This is a genomic window from Streptomyces sp. NPDC020489, from assembly GCF_044386545.1.
GTDB lineage: Bacteria > Actinomycetota > Actinomycetes > Streptomycetales > Streptomycetaceae > Streptomyces.
The window spans coordinates 19591-32320 of record NZ_JBIRUZ010000005.1; the positions used below are offsets into that span (position 1 = coordinate 19591).

General features: G+C 70.3%; 14 protein-coding genes and 1 pseudogene. 12 read left to right on the top strand and 3 right to left on the bottom strand.

Annotated features, from left to right (window positions below; genetic code table 11):
• Positions 1 to 89 precede the first annotated feature (89 nt).
• The 10 genes from ACH41F_RS14110 to ACH41F_RS14155 all read left to right on the top strand — a co-directional run bounded on the left by ACH41F_RS14110 (position 90) and on the right by ACH41F_RS14155 (position 8120).
• Complete coding sequence (locus tag ACH41F_RS14110) at positions 90 to 1061, top strand: fumarylacetoacetate hydrolase family protein (protein ID WP_398835414.1); 972 nt, start codon at positions 90 to 92, stop codon at positions 1059 to 1061.
• Positions 1058 to 1816, top strand: a complete 759-nt coding sequence (locus tag ACH41F_RS14115; protein WP_391231297.1) for an SDR family oxidoreductase — start codon at positions 1058 to 1060, stop codon at positions 1814 to 1816. The genes ACH41F_RS14110 and ACH41F_RS14115 overlap by 4 nt, the downstream gene beginning before the upstream one ends.
• On the top strand, positions 1813 to 2589 hold the full coding sequence (locus ACH41F_RS14120) for an SDR family NAD(P)-dependent oxidoreductase (protein ID WP_398835417.1): 777 nt from the start codon (positions 1813 to 1815) through the stop codon (positions 2587 to 2589). The genes ACH41F_RS14115 and ACH41F_RS14120 overlap by 4 nt, the downstream gene beginning before the upstream one ends.
• Before the next feature lie 41 nt (positions 2590 to 2630).
• On the top strand, positions 2631 to 3389 hold the full coding sequence (locus tag ACH41F_RS14125) for a CoA transferase subunit A (RefSeq protein WP_398835420.1): 759 nt from the start codon (positions 2631 to 2633) through the stop codon (positions 3387 to 3389).
• Positions 3389 to 4039 carry a CoA transferase subunit B gene (locus tag ACH41F_RS14130; RefSeq protein WP_398835423.1) on the top strand — a complete coding sequence of 217 codons (651 nt, stop codon included), beginning with the start codon at positions 3389 to 3391 and terminating at the stop codon, positions 4037 to 4039. The genes ACH41F_RS14125 and ACH41F_RS14130 overlap by 1 nt, the downstream gene beginning before the upstream one ends.
• 79 nt (positions 4040 to 4118) lie before the next feature.
• Entirely contained in the window at positions 4119 to 5417 is a 1299-nt protein-coding gene (locus ACH41F_RS14135; protein WP_398835425.1) for an FAD-dependent monooxygenase, read from the top strand.
• Between the two features lie 23 nt (positions 5418 to 5440).
• Positions 5441 to 6481: a cupin domain-containing protein gene (locus ACH41F_RS14140; RefSeq protein ID WP_391231293.1), complete on the top strand. Its 1041-nt coding sequence runs from the start codon at positions 5441 to 5443 to the stop codon at positions 6479 to 6481.
• A 32-nt stretch (positions 6482 to 6513) separates the two neighbouring features.
• Complete coding sequence (locus ACH41F_RS14145) at positions 6514 to 7380, top strand: fumarylacetoacetate hydrolase family protein (protein ID WP_391231292.1); 867 nt, start codon at positions 6514 to 6516, stop codon at positions 7378 to 7380.
• Positions 7381 to 7477: 97 nt separating this feature from the next.
• Entirely contained in the window at positions 7478 to 7927 is a 450-nt protein-coding gene (locus ACH41F_RS14150; protein ID WP_391231291.1) for a MarR family transcriptional regulator, read from the top strand.
• Positions 7928 to 7949: 22 nt separating this feature from the next.
• Positions 7950 to 8120, top strand: a complete 171-nt coding sequence (locus ACH41F_RS14155; RefSeq protein WP_391231289.1) for a hypothetical protein — start codon at positions 7950 to 7952, stop codon at positions 8118 to 8120.
• Here ACH41F_RS14155 and ACH41F_RS14160 read toward each other — a convergent pair.
• A complete protein-coding gene (locus ACH41F_RS14160) occupies positions 8117 to 9025 on the bottom strand; it encodes a LysR family transcriptional regulator (protein ID WP_398835429.1) in 909 nt (302 codons plus the stop codon). The two genes, ACH41F_RS14155 and ACH41F_RS14160, sit on opposite strands and share 4 nt — an antisense overlap.
• A 72-nt stretch (positions 9026 to 9097) precedes the next feature.
• On the opposite strand from ACH41F_RS14160, the pseudogene ACH41F_RS14165 reads away from it, so the two are divergent.
• Positions 9098 to 9460 (top strand): annotated as a pseudogene (locus ACH41F_RS14165) (RidA family protein); the annotation flags it as partial.
• A gap of 39 nt (positions 9461 to 9499) precedes the next feature.
• Positions 9500 to 9880 (top strand): antibiotic biosynthesis monooxygenase family protein, encoded by a 381-nt coding sequence (locus ACH41F_RS14170; RefSeq protein WP_398836355.1) that lies wholly within the window; start codon positions 9500 to 9502, stop codon positions 9878 to 9880.
• Between the two features lie 58 nt (positions 9881 to 9938).
• Here ACH41F_RS14170 and ACH41F_RS14175 read toward each other — a convergent pair whose 3' ends face one another.
• Complete coding sequence (locus tag ACH41F_RS14175; RefSeq protein WP_398835432.1) at positions 9939 to 11348, bottom strand: HupE/UreJ family protein; 1410 nt, start codon at positions 11346 to 11348, stop codon at positions 9939 to 9941.
• Entirely contained in the window at positions 11345 to 12619 is a 1275-nt protein-coding gene (locus tag ACH41F_RS14180; RefSeq protein ID WP_398835434.1) for a DUF3500 domain-containing protein, read from the bottom strand. Before ACH41F_RS14180 ends, ACH41F_RS14175 begins: the two co-directional genes overlap by 4 nt.
• Positions 12620 to 12730: the final 111 nt, after the last annotated feature.

Consider the following 12730-nt stretch of genomic DNA (forward strand, 5'->3'; position numbering starts at 1 on the left):
CGCGCGGCCGGCAACCGAGGCCGCCTCGTCGTGGGCCACGACCTCCTGCGCGTCCCCCTCGACTGACCCTCTCCCCCAGGAGCCGCACCATGCGTTTCGCCGCCTACGAACACCACCACCGCCACCGCGTGGCCGTCGTGGAGGATGACGGCACCCTCTACCCGCTGCCCGGAGTCACCTCACTCACCGTCCTGCTCACGGAGACCGGCGGACTGCCCGGACTGCTCGCCGCCGCCCGGGCCGCCCTGGACGTCCCGCCCGGCCCTCACGTCTCCCAGGTACGGCTGCTGCCGCCGCTGCGGCCCGCGTCGGTACGGGACTTCGTCACCTTCGAGGAGCACGTCGAGGGCGTGCGCCGCGCGATCGACGGCGTCGCCGGGGTCCCGGAGCAGTGGTACGCGGCACCGACCTTCTACTTCACCAACCCGCACGCGATCTACGGTCACCGGGACGAGATCCCGGTACCGCCGGGTTCGGCTGTGCTGGACTTCGAGCTGGAGGTGGGCGCGGTGGTCGGCCGGGAGGGCGGCGACCTAACCCCCGAGCAGGCCCGTGACCACATCGTCGGCTACACCGTGTTCAACGACTGGTCCGCCCGCGACCTGCAAAGCGCGGAGATGAAGGTGAGCCTCGGCCCCTGCAAGGGCAAGGACACCGCCACCACCCTCGGTCCGTACCTGGTCACCGCCGACGAACTGGAGCCCTACCGGGATGCCGACGGCTTCCTGCGCCTGGCCCTCACCGCCGAGGTCAACGACGAGAAGGTCGGCGAGGACCTGCTGTCCAACATGAGCTGGACCTTTGAGGAGATGACCGCCTACGCCTCCCGCGGCACCCGCGTCGTACCGGGCGACGTCCTCGGGTCGGGCACCTGCGGCAACGGCGGCTGCCTGGCCGAACTGTGGGGCCGGCGCGGCGAGCAGACCCCGCCGCCGCTGAAGCCGGGCGACACCGTCACCCTGACCGTGGAGGGCATCGGCACCCTGACGAACACGGTCGTCCCCGGCATGGCCCCCGTGCCCCTGTCGAGCGGCCGACGGCGCAGCCGGGAGCGGCCGTGAGCGACCTGCGCCGCCAGCGGCTGCTCGGCAAGGTCGTCGTCGTCACGGGCGCCGCCCGCGGCCAGGGCGCCGCCGAGGCGGAGGCCCTCGCCCGTGAGGGCGCCAGGGTCATCGCCACCGACCTCACCCCGGACGGAAAGTGCCGCCGCCTGGACGTCAGCAGCAGCGAGGAGTGGGCCGCGTTGGCCGCCGAACTGCGGGACCGGTACGGGCAGGTGTACGGCCTGGTGAACAACGCAGGCGTCACCTGGCGGGCCCGGGTCGGTGACGTGCGGGCCGACGACTTCGAGCGGGTGCACTCCGTCAACGTGACCGGCCCGCTGCTCGGCATCCAGCACCTGAGCCCACTGATGCCGCCGGGCTCCTCGATCGTCAACGTCGGGTCCTCGGCGGCGCTCACCGCCCACTACCCGGTCGCCTACACCGCGAGCAAGTGGGGGCTACGGGGCCTGTCGAAGACCGCCGCGCTCGAACTCGGGCCCCGTGGGATCCGCGTCAACACCGTCCATCCCGGCTACATCGAGACCGAGATGACCGCCTCCGCCGCCCCCGCGTTCCGCGAGGCCAACCTCCGGGAGACCCCGCTCGGGCGCAGCGGCACGGTCGACGAGGTGGCGCCGCTGGTCGTGTTCCTGATGTCGGACGAGTCGTCGTTCATCACCGGTGCGGAGATCCCCGTGGACGGCGGGCTGACGGCGCACGGCGGGGTCAAGTCCGTCTCCGACGCCCTGCTCGCCGCCGAGGCCGGCGGATGAAACGGCTCGACGGCAAGGTGGCCCTGATCTCCGGCACAGCTCGGGGCCAGGGCCGGGCGGCGGCCCTGCGGTTCACCGCCGAGGGCGCGCTGGTCGTCGGGGGTGACCTGATGCACGAGGAGGCTCTTCGGACCCAGCGGCTCGTCGCCCGTGAGGGCGGCACCATCCTCACACCGGGCCCGCTGGACGTCACCGACGAGGACTCCGTGCGGTCCTGGACCGAGGATGCCGTGGACGCCTTCGGCGGTGTCGACGTCGTCTGTGCCAACGCCGGTGCCGTCCGTTTGGGGGCGATCGGCTCGCAGTCCTCCGTGGACTTGGGGTTCCTCGTGCGCGCCGAGCTGGACTCCGTGTGGCTGACGGTCCCGGCGGCCTGGCCGCACCTGGTCCGCAGCCGCGGCTGCGTGCTGACGATCGGTTCGACCGCAGGCCTGAACGCCTCCCTCACCAACCCGCGCACCGCGCACCCGGCGGCCAATGGCGCGCTGATCGCGGTGACCCGGCAGCTCGCCGCGGAGGGCGCCCCGCACGGCGTCCGGGTCAACTGCGTGAACCCCGGAAGGATCGACACCGACGGCTCACGCGCCACCCTGCTCGCCGACGACCAGATGCGCGGCGTCGTCCGCCATGCCCTGCCGGGCCGGTTGGGCGCACCGGTCGACGTCATGGACGCGGCCGTCTTCCTGACCTCCGACGAGGCCGCGCACATCACCGGCGCCCACCACGTGGTCGACGGCGGGTGGTCCGCCGTCCTGCCCGGCGCAACCGCCTGAACCACCTGTCCCCCGACCGTCTCCCGGAAGGAGCCCAGCACGTGAACAAGGTCCGCGGCAGCGCCGCCGACGCGGTGGCCGACATCCCCGACGGAGCTTCGCTCGCCGTCGGCGGCTTCGGCCTCTCCGGCATCCCCGCCACCCTCATCGACGCCGTGCACGCACGGGGAACGACCGGTCTGGAGGTCGTGTCCAACAACTGCGGCGTGGACGGCCGCGGTCTGGGCGTCCTGCTCACCGCGGGCCGCATCGCCCGGGTCACCGGCTCCTACGTCGGTGAGAACAAGGAGTTCGCCCGCCGGTACCTGGGCGGCGAGCTGGAGGTGGAACTGACCCCGCAGGGCACGCTCGCCGAACGGCTGCGCGCCGGCGGAGCCGGCATCCCCGCCTTCTACACCCCGGCCGGCGTCGGCACCCAGGTGGCACAGGGCGGCTTGCCCTGGCGGTACGCGCCCGGTGGAGGCCACGTGGCTGTCGCCTCACCGCCCAAGGAGACCCGGGAGTTCGGAGGACGCCCGTACGTCCTGGAACACGGCATCACCACCGACTTCGCCCTCGTACGCGCCTGGCGTGGCGACCGCCACGGCAACCTCGTCTTCCGGCACGCCGCCGCCAACTTCAATCCCCTCGCCGCCATGGCCGGGCGCATCACGATCGCCGAGGTCGAGGAACTCGTCGAACCCGGCGAACTCGCCCCGGACCAGGTGTACCTGCCCGGCATCTACGTCCAGCGGATCGTCACGCTCACCTCTGAGCAAGCCGCCGACAAGCCCATCGAGAAGAGGACGGTGCGTTCCTGATGTCCTGGACCCGTGACCAGATGGCCGCCCGCGCCGCCGCCGAACTCTCGGACGGCTCCTACGTCAACCTGGGCATCGGCCTGCCCACCCTGATCCCCGGCCACCTCCCGCCCGGGGTCCACGTCGTCCTCCACTCCGAGAACGGCATCCTCGGTACCGGCCCCTACCCGTACGAGGACGAGGTCGATCCCGATCTGATCAACGCGGGCAAGGAGACCGTCACCGTCCTGCCGGGCGCCTCCTTCTTCGACTCCGCGCTCTCCTTCGGCATGATCCGCGGCGGTCACATCGACACCGCCGTCCTGGGCGCCATGCAGGTATCCGAACGCGGTGACCTCGCCAACTGGATGATCCCCGGGAAGATGGTCAAGGGGATGGGCGGCGCCATGGACCTCGTCCACGGCGCCCGCCGCGTCATCGTCCTCATGGAACACACCGCCAAGGACGGCAGTCCGAAGATCCTCCGTGAGTGCGCGCTGCCTCTCACCGGTGAGCGGTGCGTGCACCGGATCGTCACCGACCTCGGTGTCATCGACGTCACCGACGGCGGTCTCGCCCTCGTCGAGACCGCCCCTGGCGTCACCGTGGAGGACATCACGGCCCGGACGGAAGCCGCGCTGCGAGTGGACAGCGTCTCCGCCGCCTGCTGACCGGCGCCGCACAGCAGGTCTCACCACCGACGAACCATTGACACCCAGGAAACACCCTCACAATATGCTCCGTACACCAATGATTGCTGTACAGATCATTGCGACCGGTCCGGACCGCCGCCGTCCCGGGTGCCCTCCCATCCCGACCTCTGGAGGCCAGATGCCTGTCACCCCTTCTCCACTCCACATCGCCGTAGTCGGCGGCGGCATCGGCGGACTGGCCGCAGCGCTGGCGACCGCCCGCGCAGGCCACCGCGTGACGCTCGTGGAGCGGGCCGCCCGGTTCGCCGAGATCGGAGCCGGCCTGCAACTCGCCCCGAACGCCTCCCTCGCCCTGGACGCACTCGGCGTGCTGCCGGCCGTCCGACACCACGCGGTGACGCCGCCCCGGCTGGTGATGATGGACGCCCTCACCGGGGGCGAGGTAACCGCCCTCGACCTGCGCAGCACGGCCTACACCGACCGCTTCGCGCACCCCTACCTGGTCACCCACCGCACCGACTTGCACGCCGCATTGCTCGCCGCTTGCCAGGAGCATCTCGGTGTCACGCTGCACACGGGCCACACCGTCACCGAGGCCGAGCAGCACGGCTCCGGCGTACATCTGCACTTCGCGGAGGGCCACGTCCGGCTCACCGCCGACGCGGTAGTCGCAGCGGACGGACTGCACTCCCGTCTGCGTCAGACGCTGGTGGGCGACGGGGAACCGGTCTGCTCGCGCTACGTCGCCTTCCGCGGGGCTCTGCCCACCGAGAAGATGAGCGGTCGGATGTCCCAGCTCGCCGCATCGGAAGCGGTCATGGTCTGGGCCGGGCCGCGCATGCACCTGGTGCAGTACCCCGTACGCCGCGGCGAGCTGTACAACCAGGTAGCCGTCTTCGAGAGCGACCACTACACGCCGGACTCCGACGACTGGGGCACCGAGGCGGAACTGGAGGAGCGCTTCGGCGGCACCTGCGAGGCCGTGCGCGACGCCCTGTCGCTCGTCTCGCGCGACCGTCGCTGGCCGTTGTTCGACCGCGCGCCGATCGACACCTGGGTGCACGGCCGGATCGCACTCCTCGGAGACGCCGCCCACCCAATGCTCCAGTACCTCGCGCAGGGCGCCTGCCAGGCGCTGGAGGACGCCGTGGCGCTGGGCGAGGCCCTCGGCCGGCACCCCGACGACCCCGCGGACGCCTTCACCGCGTACGCCGACCGGCGCACCGCCCGCGCGGCCCGCATCCAGACCAACGCCCGCCACTTCGGCGAGATCTGTCACCTGGAAGGCATGGGAGCCACCCTTCGCAACACGCTCCTTGCGTCGCGCGGCCCCGAGGCGTTCGACGACATCTCCTGGGTGTGGACCCCCGCCCCCGCACCTGCTCCCGCCCTGTGACCCGGAACGCGCAGAAGGACGACATGACAACCGACGAACTCGCCTACAAGGCCCTGGAAGGTCTGGGCGCCGCGCCTCTGTGGCGCTTCTACGGCAACCTGTTCCCGGCCCAGCCCAAGAGCCGCGCCGTCCCCTACCGGTGGACCTGGCGCGAACTCCGCCCCCACCTCCTCCACTTCTCCAAGGCCCTGTCCCTGGAAGAGGCCGAACGACGGGTCCTCATGCTCGTCAACCCCGGCCTCACCAACCCCCCGGCCACGGTCAACACCCTCTACGCGGGCCTCCAGATCATCCTGCCCGGCGAGACCGCCCAGGCACACCGGCACACCTCCAACGCCTTCCGATTCATCCTCGAAGGCGACGGCGCCTGGACCACCGTCAACGGTGAACGGGTCTTCATGGCCCCCGGCGACCTGCTGCTCACCCCCGGTTGGCACTGGCACGACCACACCCACGAAGGCGACGCGCCGATGATCTGGCTCGACGCCCTCGACTATCCCCTGGTCAACGCCCTGGAAGCCGGCTTCTACGAGCAGTACCCGCAGCGGCTCCAGCCCGTGACCAAGCCCGACGACGCAGGCAGCCGCCAGTTCCTGCACGGCCGGCTCACCCCCGCCTGGCTCACCCAGAACGGACCCAACTCCCCCGTCACCCGGTACACCTGGCAGGAAACCGAGCGCGCTCTGGACGCCATCGCCGACACAGCCGACGGCAGTGACGTCGACGGTGTCGTCCTGGAGTACACGAACCCCTGGACCGGCGGTCCGGTCATGCCCACCCTCGGCTGCCGCATCCAACGGCTGCGCCCCGGCTTCCAGGGAGCCGGCCGCCGCCACACGGCCTCGACCATCTTCAACGTCGTCCGCGGCGAAGGCGCCACGATCGTCGACGGCGAGCGACTGGAGTGGTCCGAGCACGACACCTTCGCCGTCCCCGGCTGGGCGTCCTACCGCCACGTCAACACCTCGGCCTCCGCGGACGCCGTCCTGTTCTCCTACAGCGACGAGCCGGTCATGCGCTCCCTCGGCCTGTACCGCACCGAACACGCCGACGCCGGCGCCTGATCCGCCCACCCGACACCCACAAGGAGGCCAGCATGCGTCTGGCACTGTTCAACAAGGGACGCCTCGGACTCGTCGACGGCGACGACCTCATCGACGTGACCGACCAGGTCGCCGGATCCGACACCGCCGGCCCCGCCGGTGTGCTTCAGCGCCATATCGAGACGGCTGCCGACGAGGACACCGTCCGCTTCGACCTCACCGACCGGCCCCGGATCCCGTTGGCCGAAGCTGCCCTTCAAGCCCCGCTCCCCCGCCCCGGGAAGATCATCGGTGCGCCGGTCAACTACCTGGACCACAAGGCCGAGATGGAGTACACCACCTCGGTCGCGGACCTCGGCGTCTTCCTCAAGGCGAACTCCTCCGTCATCGGCCCGGGCGAGGACATCCTCCTCCCCTACTCCGACAAGCGCACCGACCAGGAAGGCGAGCTGGGCGTCGTCATCGGACGCACCGCGTCACACGTCAGCGCTGGCAACGCCCTGGACCACGTCTTCGGCTACACCTGCGTCCTGGACATCACCGTCCGCTCCGGCGAGGACCGCTCCACCCGCAAGTCCTTCGACACCTTCACGCCCCTCGGCCCCTGGATCGTGACCGCCGACGAGATCCCGGACCCGGACACCCTCGGCCTCCGGTGCGACGTCGGGCGCACCACCCGGCAGCGCACCAACACCGCGGACCTCATCTTCGGCGTCCGCCAACTGATCGCCTACGCCTCCTCCGTCATGACCCTGCATCCGGGTGACGTCATCGCGACCGGCACCCCGGCCGGCGTAGGCCCGCTCACCCACGGGGACCGCGTGATCCTGGACATCGAGAAGGTCGGCCGCCTGGAGGTCGGCGTCGACGGCTCCCACGCCATCCCTTACAACCAGCGTCCCGGCCGCCACAGCCACTGACCACGCACACGCCGCCGGGTGGTGCCGGCCCTCGTAGACTCCCCACACCGGCCGCCCCCTCGGCCGGCACCACCCCGGCGACAGACGGACGGACACCGTGGCGCACGCACTGGAACTGCACAACTACGTCGGGCACCTGATCCGGCGCGCGGAACAGGTGCACACCGCTCTGTGGTACCGGCACGTGTCGCGGGAGATCACCTCCCAGCAGTTCGCCGTCCTCAACGCCCTCAGTCGCGACCCCGGCATCGACCAGCGCACCCTCGCGCGCTTCACCTCGCTGGACCGCTCCACGGTCAACCACATCGTCCGTCGATTGACCGACCAGCACTACGTCAGTCAGGTACGTGACGAGGAAGACCGCCGACGGACCCTGCTGAGCCTCACAGACCAGGGAAGTGAACTGCTCGACTCCCTGATCGGCCCGGCCGAGGACGTCAACGAGCAACTTCTCGACGCGCTGCCCGGCGACGAGCGGAGACTGGCCGTCGAAATCCTCCGGAAGATCGCGTCGATGGACAACGCGTCACTCAGCGATGGCCCGTGAACATCCGGCATGGATCATCGGCTTGGTCCGACAGCCGGCGGCGGGCCGGCTGACCGTGCAGGCGGACGGCGAGCCGGCCGCGGAGGATGAGTCCGGGCTGCCGAAGTGGCCCCCTGACGCGCGGGCCGTCGACGCCAAGGGGCGGGGCATCGAGGTTGGCCGCAGCCAGGTCCGCCGGGTCCCGCAGCACTAGGGACTGTCCGGCCGATCTTGACTGATGGTCTCCAGCAAGTGCGCGACCAGGGGATTGTGGTCGTTCTTGCGCCAGGCGACGGCCACTCGTGTGCGGGCGGTGTTGGGTTCGATCCTGCGGAAGGCGACGCCTTTGAGGCGGATGCGTCGGATGCTCGCCGGAGCCAGGGAGACTCCCAGACCGGTTTCCACGAGGGCGCACACGGTTTGCCACTCCACCGCGTGCTGGACTGTCCGTGGTGCGAACCCTGCTGCGGCGCACAGGCCGATGATCTGATCGTGCAGTGTCGGGCCGGCAGTGCGGGGCAGCAGCACGAAGGGTGAGTCCGCCAACTGTGCAAGCTGGACGGTCCGTTGGGCGGCCGAAGGATGGGTGGACGGCAGCACGGCCACGAAAGGCTCGCTGAGCACCGTCCTGAAGCCGAGTTCTGTCTCGTCGGCGGGCGGTTCACGCAGCAGACCGATGTCGATGGCCTTGTCGTGCAGGGCAGCGATCTGTGGAGCGGTGGTCATCTCGTGGATGTCCAGGTGCACGCCGGGAAACTGGTGGCGGAAGGTGCGCAGCAGGCCGGGTAGGACCGTCAGGGCGAGGGAGGCGGCGAAGCCGATCCGTAGGCGGCCGGCCTGGCCACTGCCGACGGCCCGGGCTGCGACCAGACCGGCCGCGAGGTCGGTGAGCGCCCGCCGGGCGGCGGGCAGCAGTTCGCTGCCGGCCGGGGTCAGGGCGACATGCCCTGGGGCGCGAGTGAACAGCGCATGGCCGACCTTGTCCTCCAGGCGGCGGATCTGCTGGCTCAGCGGCGGCTGTGCGATACCCAGGCGGGCGGCCGCGTGTCCGAAGTGGAGTTCCTCCGCGAGCACGACGAAGGCGTGCAGCTGCGGTAGGGGGAGTTCAGGGCGCTCCATACGCCCAGAGATATCAGATCATGCGTGCGGCCGTATTAGACGTATCAGTGCTGGTCTCTTAGCGTTCGGCGCATGACAGAGCGACGCGCGATCCTCAGCGGCTCGGCCTTTGAGGAACAGATCGGCTATGCCCGTGCGGTGGTTGACGGCGACTGGGTACATGTGTCCGGGACGACCGGATTCGACTACGCCACCATGACGATCTCCGACGACGTGGTGGAGCAGGCCGAGCAGTGCCTGCGCAACATCAAGGCCGCACTGGCCGAGGCGGGGTGCACCTTCGCCGACGTGGTGCGCGTGCGCTACCTCCTGCCCGACCGTGCAGACTTCGAACTCTGCTGGCCGGTCCTTCGCCGCTATTTCGGCGACGTTCAGCCCGCCGCCACGATGCTCATGTGCGGTCTCGCCGACCCGCGGATGAAGATCGAGATAGAGGTGTACGCGCGGCGGCGCATCCCGTCTCGCGGTGGCGCCATGAGCGATCATGCGGAAGCGCCTGTCGTGCCCGTCCAGGCCCATGAACCCCCCTACTACGCGGCCGTCTTCACCACGATGCGAACCCAGGACCAGAGCGACTACAGCGAGGCCAGTGCACACTTGGAAGACCTGGTGAAGGACGTCCCGGGATACCTGGGGATGGACCACGCGCAGACTCCTGGCGGGTTGGGTATCACCGTCAGCTACTTCCGCGACGCCGACGCCCTCACGCAGTGGCGGAACAACGCCGAGCACCGCGCGGGCCAAGAGCGCGGACGAGCCCAGTGGTACCAGACCTACACGCTGCATGTGGCGAAAGTGGAGCGAAGCCACGGGTTCGTGCGCGCAGATGGCCAGCAGAGCCCGACAGCAGGATGACCAGCGACTGGAAATCGTCCGCTCTGCGAGGGGTCTCGGCTCGTTGAGGGTTGGCGCTCTACGTCGCCCCCGAGCCGGCGGTCTGCGTCGATCTGTTCGGATGGTGCGGTCCAGGTGTTGTCCCTGGGGAGGGGTCCGATGTATCCGGCCGGGTGTGCCGACGGTTGACCAGGGTCCACGTGGTGGCGGCGAACGCGGTCGCCGTGAGGGCGGTCAGCATCAGTGTCGTGTGGGATCCGGCGCTGTCGGCGGCCCGGGCGACGGGGTTGGGCAGGCCGAGGCGGTCGGCCAGCCAGCCGAGGGCCGCCGTGCCGGTGAGCACCGCGCCGGTCACCCTCAACGCGGGCTGCACTCGCAGGCGGGCGAGGACCAGCAGCGAGGGCAGGGCGAGGCAGACCAGCAGGAGCTGGACCAGTTCGATGCCGAGGTTGAAGCCGAAGAGGCTGGTCACGAGCTGTCCGGTGGACAGGTGCAGCCCAGCCAGCACGAAGGAGAACGCCATGCCGTGGCCGAGCCCGAAGACCCCGGCCACCAGCGCCTCCTTGCCCGGGAAGAGCGGCCGGACAGCGTGGATCGCGCCGACGAGGATGCTCGCGGCGATGAACGCCTCGACCGGCCATCCGGGGATGTCCACATGGCCGAGCGCGGTGGCGGCCAGCGCGACGGAGTGTCCGGCGGTGAAGGCGAGCGTGATGCGGCCGATCCGGCTGAGCGCGGGCCTCGCGCCGACCAGGCCGTCCCAGCGCCGTCCACTGGCCGCGAGGGGCGCGGGCAGGAGCAGGATCAACAGAAAGAGCAGGTGGTCGGTGCCGGTGAGGATGTGGTCGCCGCCCAGCTTCACCATGGCGATGAACCCGCGCCAGGCGCTGCCCTGGCCGAGGTCGACCTTCAGGGCGGGCACGGTCATGGTCCGGGTGTCGATCCGGATGGTGCCGACCTGGGTGGCGCCCTCGCCGTCGACCTGTCCGCCGCTCCAGTCCTGACGCACCGTCACTAGCGCTGTGTGCGTGACGACTTGGTGGACGATGACGTCGTAGCCGAAGGTGAAGTGCCGTACGTCGGTGCCGGTCGGCGGGGTGAGCACGGCCTCGGCGACCAGCTCGCGGTAGGGACCGGTGGAGGTCTGCTCGGCGCGGCTCAGGGTCAGGCTGCCGACGGTGACCTGCCAGGCCCGGCCGTCGGTGGCGGTCGGTCGGAGGTGCGCGACCAGGTAGGCGCGGATGGCGCCGGTCCGGGCGGTCAGCGTCTTCTCGGACACGTCGATCCCGCTGGCCCGCGCGAAGTCGTCGACCGGGAGTTCCAGGCGGGCGGAGACCGCGTGTTCGTACACGTCGAGCTGCACCACTGAGTGCGGCATCGGATGCGCGGCGGCCGGCGACGCCCCCAGGAGGAGCGCCGCCGGTACCGCGATCGCGATCCCGGCCACCAGACGCAGTGCTGTGGTCAGCCAGTTTCGCGGTCCGGTCATGAGAAGGAGAACTCGCTGCCGTAGTCGCGGGTGTGGTCCCGGTACACGGTGTGGTAGTGGATCTGGTCCCGGTACACGACGCCGTCCTGGCAGACGAACTCGACCCATACGCTCGGGCCGTCGATGCGCACGTAGTCGCCCTGGGTGTCCAGGCCCGTGCCGCCGGAGTAGGCGACGTAGGTCTGGTCGAGTTCCTTGGCGTACGTCTTCATGAGCTGCTTGGCGGTGGCGTCGTCCACCTCCGCGACCCAGGGGTGGATGGCCTCCAGGACCAGCTTCTTCTGCTTCGCCGACAAGGAACTTGCCTTGATGCCTTCCTTGGTCGCCGGGAACTGGCCGTCCTCGTCCGGGCCGAGCAGCACGTCACCGAACGACTCGGACAGCTTGGCCTTGGCCAACTGCGCTGTGTTCAGACTGCCGGTCAGCTTCAGCAGACCGTCCCGGAACCTCGCCATCGGCGCGTGCGTGGTGCCGTCGTCATCGGTCCAGCTGGTGGGCTCGACACCGGTGAAGAACGGGCTGGCACCGGCCACCTTGCCGTCCTTGTAGGTGACGTTCACGGCGAGATGGTGGCCGCCGAAGTGCAACTGCCAGGTGCCGTCCGTCGACGGGGCGCCCAGGAACGCCAGGAAGTAGACACCACTGCCGTAACCGCCGAGACCACCGCCGCCACCGCCACCGCCGCCACCGGACGGCGGGGCGCCGGTCGGGACGTCGGTAGGCGTGGCAGTCGGGTCCGGCGCGTCCGAGGCGGAGGCGTCGGCCGAGGGCGCGTTGGACGCGCCGCCGCCGGGCGCGGCGGAGCTGGTGCTCTGCGCCGAGGCGAGCACGTCGTCGGCCTTGAGGGTCTCGATGACGTGCTGGTAGCCGGTGTCTTTTCCGGACCCCAGGGCCACCTTCAACACGTTCTCGGCCGCGGCCAGTTGCTCGTCGCTCAGCGAGCCGAGCTGGATCCCGGGGCGGCAGGTGGACCCACACGGCAGGTTCGACCACGCGGTCGCGTTCGCCTGGGAGAAGTCCAGGACCGTCGCCGCCTGCTGGTCGGAGTCCAGCGTGTTCAGGAACGCGTTGGCAGCGCTGACCACGGCCGCGGTGCCGGTGGCCTTCTTGTTGACCGGGAAGTGGACGCCGGCCTTCTTCGACTCGCCTGTGGTCGTCGTGGCGTTGGCAGCCGCGAACCCTCCACCGACCAGGACGACACCGGCAGCCACGCCGGCCACAGCCCGCCACGTACGGCGGCTGCGTGCCCGAGCTGTTCTCTCTTTGCTCACGAACACTCCCTGAAGACAAGGGCAAGGACGGTGCTCCGACACTGTCGGCACACCGTTGAGGACACGCGCGCGATGTGACGAGAGAACTATCAGCAATTTTGTTGACGATTC